Origin of the sequence: Granulicella sp. L60, assembly GCF_009765825.1 — a bacterium.
GTDB lineage: Bacteria > Acidobacteriota > Terriglobia > Terriglobales > Acidobacteriaceae > Edaphobacter.
In genome coordinates, this window is record NZ_LMUR01000018.1 from 1,678,301 (window position 1) to 1,695,925 (window position 17,625).

The 17,625-nt window shown below is 61.4% G+C and carries 14 protein-coding genes; 6 read left to right on the forward strand and 8 right to left on the reverse strand.

The window, feature by feature from the left end:
• Window positions 1-47 precede the first annotated feature (47 nt).
• A complete protein-coding gene (ligA, locus tag GSQ82_RS17240) occupies window positions 48-2,210 on the forward strand; it encodes an NAD-dependent DNA ligase LigA (protein ID WP_158793409.1) in 2,163 nt (720 codons plus the stop codon).
• Window positions 2,211-2,508: 298 nt separating this feature from the next.
• Here ligA and GSQ82_RS17245 read toward each other — a convergent pair whose 3' ends face one another.
• From GSQ82_RS17245 to GSQ82_RS17265, 5 genes are all read right to left on the reverse strand, one after another.
• Window positions 2,509-3,945, reverse strand: a complete 1,437-nt coding sequence (locus tag GSQ82_RS17245; protein WP_254061707.1) for a glucoamylase family protein — start codon at window positions 3,943-3,945, stop codon at window positions 2,509-2,511.
• Between the two features lie 107 nt (window positions 3,946-4,052).
• On the reverse strand, window positions 4,053-5,609 hold the full coding sequence (locus GSQ82_RS17250) for a glycosyl hydrolase family 39 (RefSeq protein ID WP_254061708.1): 1,557 nt from the start codon (window positions 5,607-5,609) through the stop codon (window positions 4,053-4,055).
• 286 nt (window positions 5,610-5,895) lie between these two features.
• A complete protein-coding gene (gene serA, locus GSQ82_RS17255) occupies window positions 5,896-7,533 on the reverse strand; it encodes a phosphoglycerate dehydrogenase (protein WP_158793411.1) in 1,638 nt (545 codons plus the stop codon).
• 681 nt (window positions 7,534-8,214) lie between these two features.
• On the reverse strand, window positions 8,215-9,390 hold the full coding sequence (locus GSQ82_RS17260) for a glutathionylspermidine synthase family protein (protein ID WP_158793412.1): 1,176 nt from the start codon (window positions 9,388-9,390) through the stop codon (window positions 8,215-8,217).
• A 16-nt stretch (window positions 9,391-9,406) separates the two neighbouring features.
• The gene (locus tag GSQ82_RS17265; protein ID WP_158793413.1) at window positions 9,407-9,799 is read right to left on the reverse strand and encodes a hypothetical protein; all 393 of its coding nucleotides are present in this window, start codon (window positions 9,797-9,799) and stop codon (window positions 9,407-9,409) included.
• 320 nt (window positions 9,800-10,119) lie between these two features.
• Between GSQ82_RS17265 and GSQ82_RS17270 the strand changes: the two genes are divergently transcribed.
• On the forward strand, window positions 10,120-11,265 hold the full coding sequence (locus GSQ82_RS17270; protein WP_158793414.1) for a ScyD/ScyE family protein: 1,146 nt from the start codon (window positions 10,120-10,122) through the stop codon (window positions 11,263-11,265).
• 69 nt (window positions 11,266-11,334) lie between these two features.
• On the opposite strand, the gene GSQ82_RS17275 is transcribed toward GSQ82_RS17270, so the two are convergent.
• Complete coding sequence (locus GSQ82_RS17275) at window positions 11,335-12,105, reverse strand: glutaminyl-peptide cyclotransferase (protein WP_158793415.1); 771 nt, start codon at window positions 12,103-12,105, stop codon at window positions 11,335-11,337.
• Between the two features lie 158 nt (window positions 12,106-12,263).
• On the opposite strand from GSQ82_RS17275, the gene GSQ82_RS17280 reads away from it, so the two are divergent.
• Window positions 12,264-12,596, forward strand: a complete 333-nt coding sequence (locus tag GSQ82_RS17280) for a TonB family protein (protein WP_158793416.1) — start codon at window positions 12,264-12,266, stop codon at window positions 12,594-12,596.
• A gap of 70 nt (window positions 12,597-12,666) precedes the next feature.
• Here GSQ82_RS17280 and GSQ82_RS17285 read toward each other — a convergent pair whose 3' ends face one another.
• On the reverse strand, window positions 12,667-13,866 hold the full coding sequence (locus GSQ82_RS17285; RefSeq protein WP_158793417.1) for an alanine--glyoxylate aminotransferase family protein: 1,200 nt from the start codon (window positions 13,864-13,866) through the stop codon (window positions 12,667-12,669).
• Between the two features lie 88 nt (window positions 13,867-13,954).
• Between GSQ82_RS17285 and GSQ82_RS17290 the strand changes: the two genes are divergently transcribed.
• Window positions 13,955-14,422 carry a GatB/YqeY domain-containing protein gene (locus tag GSQ82_RS17290; protein ID WP_158793757.1) on the forward strand — a complete coding sequence of 156 codons (468 nt, stop codon included), beginning with the start codon at window positions 13,955-13,957 and terminating at the stop codon, window positions 14,420-14,422.
• A 38-nt stretch (window positions 14,423-14,460) separates the two neighbouring features.
• On the forward strand, window positions 14,461-14,925 hold the full coding sequence (locus tag GSQ82_RS17295) for a hypothetical protein (RefSeq protein WP_158793418.1): 465 nt from the start codon (window positions 14,461-14,463) through the stop codon (window positions 14,923-14,925).
• Between the two features lie 229 nt (window positions 14,926-15,154).
• Here the strand turns inward: GSQ82_RS17295 and GSQ82_RS17300 are convergent, their stop codons facing one another.
• On the reverse strand, window positions 15,155-16,999 hold the full coding sequence (locus GSQ82_RS17300; protein ID WP_158793419.1) for a TonB-dependent siderophore receptor: 1,845 nt from the start codon (window positions 16,997-16,999) through the stop codon (window positions 15,155-15,157).
• A gap of 97 nt (window positions 17,000-17,096) precedes the next feature.
• Between GSQ82_RS17300 and GSQ82_RS17305 the strand changes: the two genes are divergently transcribed.
• A complete protein-coding gene (locus GSQ82_RS17305; protein ID WP_158793420.1) occupies window positions 17,097-17,552 on the forward strand; it encodes a MarR family winged helix-turn-helix transcriptional regulator in 456 nt (151 codons plus the stop codon).
• Window positions 17,553-17,625 lie beyond the last annotated feature (73 nt).

A 17,625-nucleotide genomic window follows, 5' to 3' on the forward strand; every position in this document is an offset into this window, starting at 1 on the left:
GACGGGCCGCCTGCTCGGCAGGACACTCGGGTTTATATAATCTGCGTATGGCGAATGCGCAGACACCGGAGCAAAAGATACAGGAGCTGCGCGATGAGATTCGCCATCACGAGTATCTGTACTACGTCGAAGATGCCCCTGAGCTGACGGATTCGCAGTACGACGTGGTGATGAATCGGCTGAAGAAGCTGGAGGCTGAGCATCCGGAGCTGGTGACGGCGGACTCTCCGACGCAACGTGTGGGTGGCAAGCCGAAGGATGGGTTTGTGAAGATGCCGCACTCGCGGCCCATGCTGTCGCTAGACAACGCTTATAACGAAGAGGAGCTGCGAGCGTGGGACCAGAGGGTGCGGGACGCGCTGCCGAGCACGGAGGCGGTGCGGTATGTGTGCGAGCTGAAGCTGGATGGTCTGTCGCTGGCGCTGCAGTATGGGGCTGGGTCGCATGGGTCGGCGCATCTTGAACGCGGGTTGACGCGGGGGGATGGGTCGATCGGCGAGGATGTGACGAGTAATGTGCGGACGATCCGGTCGGTGCCGCTGAGTATTTCGGCTGCGAAGCTGAAAGCGGCGGGGCTGCCGCAGAGCTTCGAGGTGCGGGGCGAGGTGGTGTTGCCGCAGGCGGCGTTTGTGAAGATGAACGAGGAGCGCGAGGCGGCTGGGCTGGCGGCGGCTGCGAATCCGCGGAATGCGGCGGCGGGAACGATACGGACGCTGGAGCCGAATATTGTGGCGCAGCGGCGGCTGGATTTTTACGCTTATTTTTTGCTGAAGGATGGAGAGTTTTTGTTGCCGCAGCAGTCGACGACGCTGGAGGCTTTGCGTACGTCGGGCTTTCGGGTGAATAAGTATGCGAAGGCGCTGAAGAGTATCGATGAGGTGGTGAAGTTTATTGCGGATGCGGAGCCGCTGCGCGACACGCTGGGGTATGAGATCGACGGTGTCGTGATCAAGGTGGATGCAACGGCGCAGCAGCGGCGGCTGGGGTTTACGGGGAAGGCTCCGCGATGGGCGATTGCGTACAAGTTTGCGGCGCGGGCGGGGATTACGCGGCTTGAGGATGTGTTGTTTCAAGTGGGGCGGACGGGCAAGGTGACGCCGGTGGCTGCACTGGCGGCGGTGTCGATTGGCGGGACGACGGTGACGCGGGCGACGCTGCACAATGCGGATGAGATTGCGCGGCTGGGTGTGCGCATTGGGGATTTTGTGCAGGTGGAGCGTGGTGGCGATGTGATCCCTAAGATCGTCGTTGTGGTGGAGGACAAGAAACATGCGCGGGGCGCGACGGAGATTGTGTTTCCGGAGCTTTGTCCGGTGTGCAGAAGTCCGCTGATGAAGATTGAGGGGGAGGTGGATTGGAGGTGCGTGAACAACTCCTGCCCGGCGCGGGTGCGGGAGGAGTTGCTGCACTGGGCTGCGCGGGGGGTGATGAACATCGAAGGGCTGGGCGATGCGATGGTGGCGCAGTTGCTTGGACAGAGTGCTGAGTTGGGTGGTGGTTTGGAAGCCGGTTCTGGAGATGATGCGGGACAGGTGGTGACGGAGGAGGGTGCGCCGGTGGCTACGCGTAAGCCGGTGATTCACACGATTGGAGATTTGTATCGGCTGAAGCGTGAGGATCTGCTTGGGTTGGAGCGCGTGGGCGAGAAGACGGCGGATGCGCTGCTTGCGGAGATTGAGCGGTCGAAGACGGCGGGGCTGGCGCGGGTGTTGCTGGGGCTGGGGATTCGATTTGTGGGCGAGCGGACGGCACAGTTGCTGGCGGCGCACTTTGGTTCGATGGAGGCGTTGGAGGGGGCGGCGTCTCAAGAGGCTGAGAAGGCGAGCGAGGCGTTGGAGGCGGTGACCGAGGTGGGGCCGAAGGTGGCGCAGGCGATTGCGGAGTTCTTTGCGGTGGAGAAGAACAAGGATCTGGTGAGGGATCTGGCATCTCTTGGGCTGACGATGACGGCGGAGAAGCGGGTGACGACTTCGACGCTGGAGGGGATGACGTTTGTGCTGACGGGAACGCTGCCGAATCTTACGCGAGAGGTGGCGAAGGAGAGGATCGAGTCGGCGGGCGGGAGGGTTTCGGGTAGCGTGAGCAAGAAGACGAGCTACGTGGTGGCGGGCGAGGAGGCGGGATCGAAGCTGGATAAGGCGACGTCGCTGGGGGTGAAGGTTTTGGACGAGGCGGGGCTGCTGGAGTTGCTGGAGAAGGGCGCGGCTTAGGGTCTGACTTAGGTGGTGTCGACATATAAAACGATGTGGAACTGTCCCGGATGCGGTGCGAGATATGGAGAGAGTGTTGGCAGGTTGAGTGTATGGCGGGTCCTTCGACTGCGCCTCTCGCGATGAGGCTGCGAGAGGCTTCGCTCAGGATGACGCTTTTTGTATCAATCCACACTTCCCATTACTTCCGCTTAGGATGACGCTTTGTATCCATCCATCACAGATGCTCAGGATGACACTTTGTATAGCAATGCATCACTTACGCTCAGGCTATATGTCGATACTGCTTAGGCCTGACTTAGGACCTGGAGGGGCGGTTTGTGCTTGGGGTCGCAGGCTGGCTTGGGCTGGGGACCGGGCCGGGATTTGGGGCAGGTGGATAGTTGCCTCGGCGGGAGCTGTGGAAGCCGCAGGCCTTCATGGCGGCGACGGGCTCTTTGTTCTGCATGAAGGTCTCCCAGACGAAGGCGGTGCGGAGGTTTTCGGCCATGAGGACGCTGATGCCGAGGTCGATGCCGAGGACGTCGGGATCGTACCAGTGGAGAGATGGATGGAAGGCGTCGCAGAAGCCGTAGCGGCCCCATGCGTCTTTGCCGTAGGTGTCGCGGAGGGAGCGGAGGACGCGGACACACTCGCGTGGAAGGAAGGGAAGCGAGCCGGCGGTGGCGCAGGGAACGACGGAGCCGTCGACGGGGCCCATGAGGGGAGGGCCTCCCCAGGCGGTGTAGCCATGCTCCCAGTCGGATGCGCTGACGCCCCAGTAGTCGTCGGTGTAGCCGCGGTTGAGACCAAGGCAGAAGGATTTGTGGGCGCGGGTGGCGGTGATGGAGTTGGCGAAGTAGTCGGTGTAGGCGTCGCGCTGACCGGCGAAGTCGAACCAGGCGTGGGAGTACTGGTGGATGAAGAGCGGGTCTTTCCCGCTGATGTAGGTATAGGGGCCGAAGTTCATGGGGGGCCGGGTGAAGGCGTTCCATGATTCGGGCGGTATGGGATGGGTGGGGGAGCCGATGGCGAGGAGATAGAGCATCATGAGCTCGCTGTAGTGGTCCCAACGGGTGAGGATGAAGCCGGTCTCGGTATGCCAGCCCATGGAGAAGGTCTTGCCGCCGTTGAGCATCCAGGGCCAGTCGACGCGGTTGTAGAGCTGGGTGGCGAGGTCGGTGATTCTGGGGTCGTTGAAGTAGGCGCGGCAGGTGAGAACGCCGCAGAGGAAGATGGCGGTGTCGATGGAGGAGACTTCGACGTTGATGAGGGGCTTGCCGGTCTTGACGTCGTTGAAGTGATAGAAGAAGCCGTGCACGTTCGGCATCTTGTTGAGATGGAAGTCGAGGGTGTTGATGATCTGGTTGTGGATGCGGGCGTTGGGGAGGAAGCCGCGCCGGTCGGCGATACAGAGGGCAGTGAGACCGAAGCCGGTGGCGGCGATGCTGGAGGCGAAGTGGCTGTCGAGCTGGCCGGTAGTGGTTTTGTTGCTGGCGCGATCGAGGACCTGTCCGGACGCGGGGTCGGATTGTTCGGCGAAGTAGAGGCAGCCGGTGCGCTCCAGGTCGTCGAGGAACTGCAGGTCTTCTGCGCTGAGCAAGCGGGAGGGAGTGGCCTGTGCTGTGGGTGTGGTGGAGGCCTGTTGGGCAAGCATGATGTGTGGGGCCGCGATGCTCGAGAGAAGAGTTCCGCCCAGAAGCCTGGTGGCGGTGCGTCGTGAGATCTTTTCTCGGGTCGAGGAGCTTGCTTTCATTCGTTATGTCGAGTGTTGCGGCAGTGAGTTGAGCACAGTCATGGGATGCAGGGGTTCAGGGTGTTGCGCCGGAGTGGGAGTCGCTCCTCTTCGGTTATTTGCTTCGGTCATCTGCGGCCTGGGATGGTGACGAGGGCCAGGCCTTGCGGCGGGATGGTGATGGTCAGGGTGCCGTTGTGCAGCGATGCGTGCTCTGCTGGCGATGGCTGGCCTGCGGCGCGGAGTTGCGTGATCTGATCGCGGGTGGGGAAGGGTGGGCGTCCCATGGAGTCGAAGGTTTTGAGGACGTTGCCGTGGTCGGTGTCGAGACGGAGGATCTGCACGGAGGCGTTCTGCGAGGTGCCTGAGAGTTTGAGGGTGAGTGTTTTGGTGGGGCCGAGGTCGGCTGGTGGCGGCGTGTAGGTGGGGCCGGTGCCGTGAGGAGGGCCGTAGTTCCAGAGGGCGAGGACGATGGAGCCGTCGGAGCGGCGTGTGGCGAGGACAGAGTCGGAGTCTACCTTGATGCGACGGTCGCCGAGCTGGTGGAGCATGGCGAAGGCGTTGAAGGCGGGCTTGGGGATGCTGTCTTCGGCGAGGATGCCGAAGCCGCCGTAGAAGGGAGTCTTGATGACGCCCTGCTCTTCGAAGACGTCGGAGAAGGTCCAGTAGCTCATGGCCTCGGTGAGGCCGTCGCACTGGCTGATGGTGGTGGCGAGCCAGGGGCCCATGTAGATGGTGTCGGTGACGTTGGGTTCGTTGGCGTAGCTGGCGTTGTACTCGCTGAAGAGGAGCGGGGTGTGCGGGAAGGGCGAGGCTGCTATCTCGTTGTGGACTTTACTGACGGCGCGGCAGACCATCTGGTCGCGGGGGATCTGCTCGTCGGTGTGCATGACGTCTTTGGCGGTGTCGTTGGCGTAGACGTGGGTGGTGACGAAATCGACGGGGATGTTGTTCTGCTTGCAGTGATCGAGAAAGGCTGTAACCCAGGCGGCTTGCGCGGTGGAGGGACCGCCTACGCGGATGCGGCTGTTGACCTTCTTGAGGGCAAGGACGGTGTGGTCGTAGAGTTCGAAGTAGGTGGACTGAGCGGGCTTGCCAGCCCAGAAGTCGAGGTTGGGTTCGTTCCAGACTTCGAAGTCCCAGTGGGAGACCTCGTCGATGCCGTAGCGGTCGATGAGGTGTTGGGCGAAGGCGGTGATCATCTGGTCCCAGAGCGCGTAGTCCTTGGGAGGCGAGACGACAGGCTTGTACCAGAAGGGCTGGGTCTTGTCGGGATCGGAGGCCATCTTCTTCGGCATGAAGCTGAGTTCGACGAAGGGGCGAACGTGGTTGGCGAGGAGTCCGTCGTAGATCTGATCGACGTAGGAGAAGTTATAGGTGCCGGCGTCTACGGTGACGGCGGCCTGGCCGGGGTTCTGGGTGTGGGCGTTGGGATCGTAGAAGCCGACGTCGTCCATGAGGATTCCGTGGAAGCGTACGGCGTCGAAGTCGGTGGCGGACTTTACGGTGCGGAGATCGTTGCGGTAGCTCTCACGTAGCGAGAGAACGGCGCGGCCTGAGCCGAAGATCTGCTCCCAGAAGTGAGGGAAGGGCGTTGTTGTAGCTTTGGTGTCGATGGTGATGACTGCTGCGGGCGTGGCGCTGTTCTGCGACTGTGCACCGAGTGCAGGCAGCAACGATAGCATGACCAAAACTCCCGCTCTACGTAGGTGAGATCCCATTGTTCGTTCTCTCTTGGATGCATGCTGCGAGCGAAAAGTGACGGAGCTTTCGTGGTCACGATGAGAAGCAAAGATATTTCATTAGAAACACAGCTTTGTGAATAAAGCTGCGTTTGTGCGCTGCAGTGCGTGCTCTACATTCTGACTGCGTGCGTTCTGGTGACGTTACACATTCGGATTGGACGGGCTGTCTTCGTAGAAGTTTGCATAGAGGTTGAAGACAGCCCGTGTTGTGATTCGAGTTGGTTGATTAGAGTTTGCCGAGTTCGATGAGGCGGACGTTGGCGATGGCTTCTACCTTGCGCAGGGCATCGACCGCGGCTGTGGCCGATGCGGCGGAGGGTACGTCGATCTGCACGACGGCGAGCGCCTGACCGTGAGGGACGCGCTGGCTGCGGGCGGCTTCGGAGGTTGCATTGGTTGCACGGCCGAGGGCGAAGTTGGCGATGTTGACCGAGTTTTCGCCGAGGATGGTGCCTATGCGACCGATGACGCCGGGGACGTCGTGGTTGCGGATGGCGACGAGGGTGCCGTTGAGGGGCGCCTCGATGTCGATGCCGTCGAGGGTGAGGAGACGGGGCGAGGTGCCGTGGAGGACGGTGGCGGAGGCGCTGGCGTCGCCGTCTGAGGAGTGGAGGACGAGTTTGAGGACGGAGCCGGTGCCTCCGCTGACGAACTCTTTTTTATCTTCCTGGATGCGGATGCCGCGCTCGGCTGCGATGGCGGCGGCGTTGATGCGGTTGACGGAGTCGGAGCCTTCGGAGGTGGCAAAGATACCGGCGATGGCGGCGTTGCGGATGAGATCGGTCTTGCCGGTGGCGATGCGTCCGGTGTAGGTGATCTGGACGTTTTCGAGGTTGCCGGGGGTGGCGTGGGCGAGGAACTTGCCGAGGCGCTCTGCCATCTCGATGAAGGGCGCGACCTCTTTGTACTCTTCGTGCGAGAGTGAGGGCAAGTTGACGGCGTTCTGGACGACGCCGAGTTTGAGGTAGTCGCGGACCTGCATGGCGAGCTGGATGCCGATGGCCTCCTGGGCCTCGTCGGTGGCTCCGGCGATGTGCGGGGAGAGGATGACGTTGTCGAGGTTGTAGAAGGGGGATTCTTTCAGGGGTTCCTGATGGAAGACGTCGAGGGCTGCGCCGCCGACGTGGCCGGATTTGATGGCGTCGGCAAGGGCCTGTTCGACGATGAGTTCGCCGCGGGCGCAGTTGATGATGCGGATGCCCTTCTTCATGATCTTGAGGGAGGTGGCGTTGATGAGGCCTTCGGTCTGGGTGGTGAGGCCGACGTGGAGGGTGAGGTAGTCGGATGCCTTGAAGATCTCGTCGATGGGGACGAGGGTGACGTTGTTCTCGCGGGCGATGACGGGGGCGACGAAGGGGTCGTAGCCGATCAGCGTCATGCCGAAGCTGGCGGCGCGGCGGGCGACTTCGAGGCCGATGCGTCCGAGGCCGACGATGCCGAGGGTCTTGCCGCGGAGCTCCTGGCCCTGGAGGGATTTTTTGTCCCACTTGCCAGCGTGCATGGTGGCGTTGGCGCGGGGGATGGAGCGGGCGAGGGAGATCATGAGGCCGAGGGTGAGTTCGGCGACGGCGACGGCGTTGGCGCCGGGGGTGTTCATGACGACGATGCCGCGATGGGTGGCGGCGGCGGTGTCGATGTTGTCTACGCCTACGCCGGCGCGACCGATGACGCGGAGCTTGGGGGCGGATTCGAGGAGCTTGGCGTCGGCCTGGACGGCGGAGCGGACGACGAGGGCGTCGGCATCGGCCAATTCGGCGGCGAGGCCGTTCTTAATTTGGTCGGGGGTGACGATGTTCCAGCCGGGCTCCTGCTGGAAGACGGCTAGGGTGGCGGGAGAGACTTTTTCGGCGAGAACGATCTTCATGAATCTTCTAATTCCTCTTCTTCTTGCTGTTGGGAGCAAAGTGGCCGCTGGTGCGGTTTGGGGTGGGAAGACAGGAGATGGTGTCAGCCTTCAGTGTACTTTGGATTGCCGGTTTGCCGGGGCGAGAGTGGATGATGTTGGTGCTGCGGTGCGCGTGGATTGGGTATGCCCCCTCCCTGCACTTTGTTGCGTAAAGTCTTCATTCTGGGTTGGTTGTGGCTGGACTTCGGGTGCGAAGTCTTGTATTTCGTGGGTTTATTTGTGCAAAGTCTTGGATCGATGTGGTTTAGCTGGGCGAGGCTAGTGTTTTAAATGCGAAAGCCCCTGCTTGTGGCTGGGGCTTTTCTTCTATTTCTATTTTATCGCGTGGGGTGGAACTAAAGTGCATGGTCGATCTTGATTGTTTTGAATGGCTTGGGGGGCGGTGGGGGTTGACAGCTTGCGGGATGACAAACAAGGTGACAAACAAAAGGAGAAGCAACGGCAAGAGCAAGAACAACCGCAGATCCCTGCGGGATGACAAATAAAGGGACAAGACAACGGCAAAAACAACGTGCAAATGCAGATCCCCTGCGGGGATGACAAGCAAAAGGGCAAAACGATGACAGGCAAAAAGGACAAACAGAGCAGGATTGGAATAGGTCGATACACTGGCCGCTCTATAGCAATGGCGAAACGGCTTTAGAGAAAGAAATGGGGGACGAAGGAGCTTAGGTTGTCGGTGATGGGGTTGAAGGACTCGCGGACGCCGAGGCCGCAGCAGTCCTGGTCGATCATCCAGAGGCCGAGGACGGTGTGGCGGTGGTCGAAGACGGCGTCGGGGGCGAGGGCCTGGACGATCTGGCGACCGTTGTAGGGGCCGGGGGTGGAGGCGATGGAGGCGTTGTCCCGGACGAGGGTGATGTTGGCGCCTTCGCGGGACATGAGGGGTTTGCGGACGTAGTTGGTGACGGTGGTGGGGGCGGTTCCGGCTTCATCGGTGAAGTGGGATTCGAGGAGGAGTTCGTGGTTGGGGTAGAGCTGCCAGAGGATGGGCAGGATGCCTTTGTTGGAGAGGAGCATCTTCCAGATGGGCTCGATCCAGCGGGTGCTGGGATAGGTGTCGATGGCGTGGGGGGCGAACTCCTCCTGGAGCATGGCCTCCCAGGGGTAGAGCTTGAAGATGGAGAACATGGGCTGCTCGTCGGGGTCGAGGAAGAGCTGCTGCTCGTCGTTCCAGCCGATCTCGTTCATGAACATCTGAAGGGTGTCGAGGCCGGCCTGCTGAGCGGTGTCGCGGAGGTAGGTGGTGGTGAGTTGGTCTTCGGGGTTGTCGAGCGCGGCGAAGTAGATGGGTTTCGAGAGGTAGGGGTCGATGTCCTTCCACTTGGCGATGAGCTTTTCGTGGATGGAGTTGAACTGGTCGGGTTTGGGGTTTGTCGAGAGCGACGGGGCTGACTCTTCGAGCCAGTTCCACTGGATGACGGCGGCTTCGAGGAGCGAGGTGGGGGTGTCGGCGTTGTACTCGAGGAGCTTGGGGGCGTGGCCGGATTGGGCGCCGGCCCAGGAGAGGTCGAAGCGTCCGTAGAGGGCGGGCGGCTCGTTGTTCCAGGCCCACTCGATGGCTTCGACGGCCTGGGCGGGGATGTCGAGTTCGGCGTAGCGGCGCTCGTCGATGATGTGCTGGGCGGCGGCGAGGCACATCTGCTGGAGGGTGTTGCCGGCGGCTTCGAGGGTGTCGATCTCGGCGGCGGTGAACTGGTAGGCGGCGGACTCGTCCCAGTAGGGCTTGCCGTTTTCGAGGGTGTGGAAGGTGAGGCCCTGGGATTCGACGGTGTGCTGCCAGTTGCGGCGGGGGGTGATGGGGATGCGCTGCATGATTCTCCTGAGTTTTTTATTCGCCTGCGCTGCCGCCGTGGCCGCCTTCGCCGCCGCCGAAGGAGCTGCCGAAGCCTCCGCGGGTGGTGATGCCGGAGCGAGTGGCGTAGCTGCGGCCAAAGGCTGGGGCGTAACCGCCGCCGCCGACTGTGCTGCCGATGCCGTAGCCTCCCCAGCCGCCGTAGTAGAAGCGATAGGGGATGAAGAGGGGGAGAAAGCCGCCGTGGCCGTCGGGGCGTTGCTGCTGGAGGCCTTGCTGGTTGGGAGGGAGGTTGGCGCAGAGGCTGTCGTCGACGACTTTGTTGTTTTCATCGACGCAGCGCTGCATGTCGGGCTGGCGACAGCCGATGGTGATGGCGAGGGCTGCGGCGGCGAGGAGTGGGGCGGCGACTTGGGTTGAGCGTTTCATAGGCTGCGGTTAGATTGCGGGGTGCGGTTTCTGCGGCGCTGCAAAGCCTAACTATATCGCGACCTCTTGACGGATTGATCGAAGGCGACGCGGCGTTGTAATGACAAGGAGAGCAGGTGGGGTATAGTATCGTGCCGCTGAGAGACGTACGTTGCAGGCTGAGACGAGATCAACCGTTTTGCCTGGAAGCGTCGATGCCCGGGCCGTGGCACTTCGCGCCTCTCGCAGGCCCCCACCAATTTTGTGACCGGATGTCTCGACGCCTGGATGCTGGCGCGGCACTGGCCTTTGTGGCTGCAGGTAAACCGTGGAGGATTCTCATGAAGAGAACTACATTTGCTGTGCCGTTTTTGTGCGCCGCTGTTGTTGTGGGTGGCGTGTCGGGTGTTCGGATGCTGGCTCAGATGCCGGCCAATGCGACGGTGTATGCGTCCGGGTTGGAGGATCCGAGGGGATTGGCTTTTGGGCCGGATGGAAGTCTCTATGTTGCTGAGGCGGGATTAGGGGGTAAGAACTCGACGGTGGGCACTTGTGAACAGGTGCCGCCACCGATTGGTCCCTACAAGGGCGGCCCGACTGCGCGTATCTCTAAGATCGACACGAAGGGAGACAGAACGACACTTGTCTCCGGACTTCCTTCGGCGGTTGATTCTCAAGGCGATGTTTTGGGAGTCGCAGACCTCGCATTCCTGAACGGAGGTCTCTATGCGTCGTTAGCGGGGGGAGGATGTTCGCATGGAAATCCGAGCTTTCCTAATTCGATTCTGAAGGTGGATACGAAGAGCGGGAAGTGGACCTCGGTTGCGAATATGAGCAATGCGCTGGTTGAGTTTCCGGCGAAGTATGAGAGCGCGGGTGACTTTGAGCCGGACGGAAGCTGGTATGGGATGATTGCGAGCAACGGTCAGCTGCTAACGGTGGAGCCGAATCACGGTCAGGTGTTCTCGGTGACCACGGGCGGGAAGGTGAGTCAGGCGATCGATGTGTCGGCTTCGCAGGGGCATATCGTGCCGACTTCACTGGTGGAGGAGCAGGGTGTGCTGTACGTCGGCAACCTGAATCTCTTTCCCATCAATCCGCAGTGGGCGAAGGTGATGACGGTGGCGAAGGGGGTTTTGATCTCGAATCCGCTGCCGGGATTTGCCGGGCCGATTGATTCGTTCTTCAACTGGAATATTGTGAGCTCGAAGGCAGGGTTTACGACGGTGGTTTCGTTGAAGGTTGGACGGGATGGACTGTTGTATGTGCTGGAGTTGTCGGCTGCCGCCGGATATCCAACGCCGGGCGATGGCAAGGTCGTGCGGGTGACGCGCTCGGGCGACATTGAAGATGTGGTGACTGGGCTGTCGGTACCGACGGGCATGGCCTTTGGGCCGGATGGTGCGCTGTATATATCGAACCTGGGCGCTGCGCCACAGGGGACGCCGGGGCAGATCTGGCGGGTAGAGGTGCCGGCTGTGCAGTAGGGTGATTGTTTGGAAATGGCAGGTGCGGGTGGAGGCTCGGCCTGCCTTCTTATCTTTTTGTAGACGAGATCAATGGGGCGGGATGGGTTTGATCTCGAAGATGGTTGGCCACTGCTTGCCGGTGACGAAGATGCGGTCGCGCTTGGCGTCGTAGGCGATGCCGTTGAGGACTGACTCGGCGTTGATGCGTTGGTCGTCGGGGAGGAGGCCGGTGAGGTCGATCCAGGCGATGATGTGGCCGTCTTTTGGGGAGATGCGGGCGATGCGGTCGGAGTGCCAGATGTTGGCGTAGATCTCGCCGTGGATGTACTCAAGTTCGTTGAGCTGGTCGATAATCTTTGCGCCGTCTTTGACGGTGATGTGGTGGGTCTCTTTGAAGTTGGCGGGGTCGCGGAAGGTGAGGATGGCGGTGCCGTTGCTGGTGATGAGTTCTTTGTCGGTGCGGGTGATACCCCAGCCTTCGCCGTCGTAGTGAAAGGAGCTGAGGACGCGGAAGGAGAAGCGATCGTAGACGAAGCCGATGTGGGTCTGCCAGGTCCAGCCGACGATGTTCGGGCCCCAGTCTACGATGCCTTCGCCGAAGTACTTTTCGGGGAGGTCGAACTGCTGGAGGGGCTTGCCGGTCTCGGGCTGGATGGCCATGATGGCGGAGCGTCCGTTGAGGCCGGTGCTCTCGTAGAAGAGACCGTTGAGGAAGAAGAAGCCTTCGGTGTAGCTCTCGGTGGAGTGGGGATATTTGGCGATGACTTTGTAGGTGTAGATGGGGGCGGCGAAGGTACTGGCGGTGAGGATGCAGGCGGCGAGGACGATTTTGAAGATGAGGGTTTTTCGGAAGGACATCGAGAGACCTGTCTTCAACATTAGCAGGAGGTTGAGTGGGGCTGGTGGGGTAGATACGGAGCAGTGTGTCGGAGCGAATGTCATGGTTCCGTGAATTTGCTGCTTCCGCAATGATGGCTGATGGGACGACGCCGATATCGGGATAAGACGGAGGAATCATGCGGCGCCTGAGTTTTTATCGAATCGCTTTTACGGCAGTGTTTTTATTTGGCGGTGTAAACCGGATGGGGTGGACGGCGACGATGGAGCGCCCGGTTTTGTCGCGTATCACGCCTAACTATCCCGAGGTGGCGCGGCGTATGCGCGTGGAGGGGACGGTAGTGGTGGAGGTGACGGCGATGCCGAATGGATCGGTGACGCACGTTCATGCGATCTCCGGGCATCCGTTGCTGATGCAGGCGGCTGAGGACTGCGTGTCGCACTGGCGGTTTATGCCGATGTCGAAGCCCGAGCAGGGGACGGTGTCGGTGGTGTTTTCTTTGGGTGAGTAATGATGGCGATTGATATGGCTGTAGGGGGTGATGGCCCACGCCGTGGAGATGAGACGTGGGCGCTGGAGGACTATTTGGTGTGTTCGGCGTAGAGGGTTTGGGCGGCGATGAGGCCTTGGCCGAAGGTGAAGTTGGGAAGGGGGAGTTTGGTGGATGCGATGACTTGTTCGAGGGCGCCGATGATGGCGATGGTGTCCATGTAGTCGAAGAAGCCGATGTGGGCGATGCGGAAGAGATGGCCCTTCATCTCGGCCTGGCCGTCGGTGACGATGGCGGCGAACTGGGACTTGAAGGCTTTGACGATGACGCCGGAGTCGGTGCCTTCGGGGGCGAGGATGGCGGTGGTGGCAGCGGCTTCGTGGCCTGCGGGGGCGAAGAGTTTGAGGCCGAGGGCGGTGGCTGCGGCGCGGGTCATGGCGGCGCAGGTGATCGCGTTGTCGATTAGCATCTTGCGGCCTTCGGCTAGATGGCCTTCGGGGTTTTCCGGTGTGGCGGCCTGGGCGGCGATGTAGTTGAGGGAGGCTCCTAGGGCAGCGATGAGTGCGACGGGTAGGGTGTAGGCGGACTCGCCTTTGGCGGCGTTCTTGCGCTCTTTGCGGAGGTCGAAGTAGTAGCGGGGGTTGTAGGTAGCCTCCATGCGGTCCCAGGCGCGGTCGCTGACGGCGAGGTAGGAGAGGCCGGGGGGGATCATGACGGCTTTTTGCGAGCCGCCGATGAGGACGTCGATGCCCCAGGCGTCCATGTCGAGGTGGGTGGTGCCGAGGCCGGTGATGGCGTCGACGATGAGCAGGGCTTCGGAGCTCTCTGCTTTGAGGAGGTTGGCGATGGCTTCGATGTCGTGACGGACGCCGGTGGAGGATTCGGTGGCCTGGACGAAGACGGCGCGGGTTTCGAGTTTGAGGGCGGCTTTGATTTGATCGAGGTTGAAGGTCTGGCCGTAGGGGACTTCGATGACGTCGGCGTGGCAGCCGAAGTTTTTGACGAGGGCGGACCAGCGTTCGCCGAACTTGCCGGCAGAGAGGACGAGGACGCGGTCGCCGGGAGAGGTGAGGTTGGAGACGGAGGCCTCCATGGCTCCGGTGCCGGAGCTGGAGAGGACGACGACGTCGCTTTTGGTGCAGATGAAGTCTTTGAGCTGTGAGAGGACGCGGGTGTAGAGGGCGCGGAACTCGGGGGTGCGGTGATGCGTGTCGGCGGCGGCCATGGCGAACTGTGCGGCGGGGAGCAGGGGCGTGGGGCCGGGGGTGAAGAGGCGGGTTTTGCGGATCATCAGGTTATTGTAGCGAGTTAGCGGCGGACGAACGCTCTGGTGAGTGGGGCGCGAATTTATAATCGGGAGAGCGAATTGAGAGGGAATGATGACGATCGGCGAGAAGATTCAGACGGATATTGTGGTGGCGATGAAGGCGAAGGATGAGCACAGGTTGACGACGCTGCGGATGGTGAAGTCGGCGCTGAAGAACAAGGAGATCGACAAGCGCGAGAAGCTGACGGATGCGGAGGAGTCGCAGATACTGACGACGCTGATCAAGCAGCGGAAGGAGTCGGTGGAGTCGTTCACCAAGGGCGACAGGCCGGAGCTGGCGGCGAAGGAGCAGGTCGAGATTGGAATGATCGAGGGGTATCTGCCGCAGGCTGCGGGTGAGGATGTGATTCGCGGGGTGGTGCTGGGAGCGATTGAGACGCTGACGGTGGATGGAAAGAGACCGGGTGCGAAGGATATGGGAACGGTGATGAAGACGGTGCAGCAGAGGATTTTGGCGGATGGGCTGCGGGCGGATGGGAAGCTGGTGAGTGAGATGGTAAAGGCGGAGCTGGCGAAGTAAAGAGGAGACCGTTCTTCTCTTTGAGGAGTCAAAGTTCCATGTCGAGCGCTCCAGTCAAACCGTTGCAGTCGGAAGATTCTCAAGGGCTGCTCATTCCGGAAGAAGCCGTCAAGGTGCAGGGTGTAGTCGCCTGGTCGAGCTTGATCTTTGCGCTGTTGCAGAGCGTCTGCACGTTTTTTACTGCGCTGGATGGTCTGCGGCTGTTGATTGGAGCGGGTTCGCTGGCGAGCGTTATAGGGGCAGGGGAGAGTTGGGACAAGTTCCATACGGCCTGGATTCGTGTGCCGATGGTGGTCTTTGCGCTGGTGGGATCATCGTTGAACCTGACGATCCTGATGCATGTGCGGCATCTTCGCAGCCGTCCGGCCTCGCAGTGGCGCCAGCAGCCGCTGACGCCGAGCAAGATTCGTAAGGAGCGTCTGCAGCTAACTTTATCGTTGGTGACGCTGGCTCTTATTGTGCTTGAAGAGGTTACACATTGGCGCACGTTTCATCACTTGTAGCTTCGAAGTGCTGGATGGGAGGGATGGCGTTCCTAGCGTGGTATCGACCTATAGGACGATGCGGAGCTGTCCCGGAAGTAGTGCGAGATGAGGAGAGAGTATTAGCACGTTGAGCGTATGGCAGGTCCTTCGACTGCGCCTCTCGCGATGAAACTGCGAGAGGCTGCGCTCAGGATGACGATTTCTAGATCAAGCCATCACTTGCGCTCAGGCTAGATGTTGATACTGCCTAGCGTCGGGACCAGTTGAACTCGGTGCCGGCGATGATGGTGCGGCCTTGCAGGGGGACGTCGGGGATCTCCTGGTAGCCGGTGTTGCTGAGGTTGAGGAGGCGCAAGTAGGGGCGGAGGTGGCCGGTGTTGCGAGAGAGGCTGATGTCCCAGAGCGGGTAGGCGGTGTGCTGGGTGCGCTGGACGATGTTGACCTGGGTGCGGGCTGAGATTTGGTGGCCGAGGGTGCCGGGGAGGGTTCCGTTCCAGGCGAAGATGGCGTTTTGGGCGGCGTAGTTGTAGGCGTACTCGGAGATGAGGTTGGGTGGGGGCGAGGCTGCGTGGACGGCGGTGTAGCTGAACTGGAGTTGCTGGTTTTCTGAGAGGCGGAGGCGGAGGGTGGTCTCGGCTCCGGTGATATTGAGGTTCTGGATGTTGACAGCCTGGTAGGGTTCGGCAAAGGTGAGGGCGTCGGTGGCGAGGGCGAGTTTGGAGTAGTCGATGGAGTCTTTTTGCTGGAGGCGAAAGGCGATAGCGGTGAGGGTGAGGCGGCCGTTAGAGGGGGTCCAGTCGAGACCGGCTTCGTAGCTCCAAGAGGACTCGGGTTTTAGATTGGGGTTGCCGATGGTGGTGGGGTCGGCGTAGTAGAGATCGAGGAAGGTGGGGAGACGGAAGCCGTGGCCGGCGGAGGCTCGGAGGCGGGTGGTGTGAGTAAGGGTGTAGGCGGCGGCGACGGAGGGGGAGAAGACGTTGCCGTTGCTGGAGAGGACTTCGTCGCGGGCTCCGAGGGATAACGAAAACTTGCCGAGGGCGCGGAGGCTGAGGTTGGCGTAACCTGCGCCCTGGTTGCGGGCGTGCTCGCCGAGGGAGTTGGAGTGGATGGCATCGCCGTCGGCTTCGAGGCCGTAGGAGAGGGTGGTGTTGGGGGTGAGGTTGTCGGCGCGGCGGAGGGCTCCCTCGTAGCTGGTGGTGATGTGGTTGTTCTCGTAGATGGCGGGCTGGTCGACGTAGAGGACGTAGAGGTCGGAGTGGCGGCGGTAGCTGAAGCTGGCGGCGGTCTGCTGGCCGAGCTGCTGCTGGATGCTGGCGAACCAACCTTTGGTGCGCTCCCAAGAGGGGTAGGGGCCGTAGAAGAGGTTGGCGCCGTAGGGGCGGTCGCTGGTGGCGAGGAGGATGTCGGTGGTGCCAGGTTTGGTGGTGAGCCAGGTCTCGGATGCGAGGGCGTTGCTGCTGTAGTTTCGGTCGGGGATGAAGCCGTCGGAGGTGTCGCGGCTGCCGGTGAGTTGTTCGGCGATGGGGCCTTGCGTGTAGGAGGCGCGGAGGTGTTGCTCGATGGAGTAGAAGCTGCCTGCGCCGGCGCTGCCGACGATGGTGAGGCCGGGGGTGGGGGGCTGGGTGAGGAGGTTGACGGCGCCGCCGATGGCGTCGGAGCCGTAGAAGGTGGAGCCGGAGCCGTGGAGGACGTCGATGCGTGTGATGGCGTCGAGGGGGATGGGGATGTCGAGGTTGAGGTGGCCGGTCTCGGGGTCGTTGATGCGGAGGCCGTTGAGGAGAATGAGGGACTGCTCGAAGGTGGTGCCGCGGATGGAGAGGTCGGCTTGGACGCCGTTGGGGGCGCGGGATTGGAGGTTGAGGGAGGGGTCCTGACGGAGGAGGTCGACGACGGAGTTGGATACGAGAGGCTGGTCGCGGGGGGAGATGATGTCGACGGAGCGGTTGCTTTCGGCGAGGGGGAGGGGTTCTAGGGTGGTGGTGACGGAGACGCTTTGGGCGACTGGCGCGACGGGGCTGGAGGGTTGCGATTGCTGGGAGAAGGTAGAGGCACAGCAGAGAAGCAGGGCGAGAGTGGGGAGCGGGTTTTTCATCGTGTGTGAGTTCATCTTGCGCTGTTGTGAGAGCGGCGGGGAGCTAGTTTTATTCTGTTATAAATAGTTGATCTGGTAAACCATTCGCGAGGGTGTTATGCGCATTGAGGCTTTTTTGCGGCAGAGTCCGGTAGTGCAGGCGAGCAGGATGGCGCGGCGGATGGAGGCTTCGCTGAATGTTGTGTTGAAGGACGAAGAGGTGACGGCGTTCGAGGCGATGGTGCTGGCGGCGATCTTCTTTGAGAAGCGCGGGGAGATCAAGCCGTCGGCGCTGGCGGAGGCGTTCGAGACGACGCGGAGTAATGTGAGCCACTGCATCTCGTCGTTGGAGGCGAAGGGGTTGGTGCAGCGGAGGATCGATCCGGAGGATGCAAGGGCGGTGCAGTTGGTGCTGCGGCCGTTGGGGAGACGGCGGGCGGTGCGGGTGGTGGGGATTCTGGATCGGATGCAGAGGCGGTTTGAGGAGGATTTTGGTGCGGCGAAGTTGGAGGGGATGTTGACGCAGATGAGTGCGGTGGAGAAGCTTTGTGCGCGGATGGCTGGGGGACACTGAGCTTTATTTTTAAGTCGGCGAGATGCGTCCGATCGGGCTTTCCAGTATTAATCAAATGTTCGATGAATCCAGG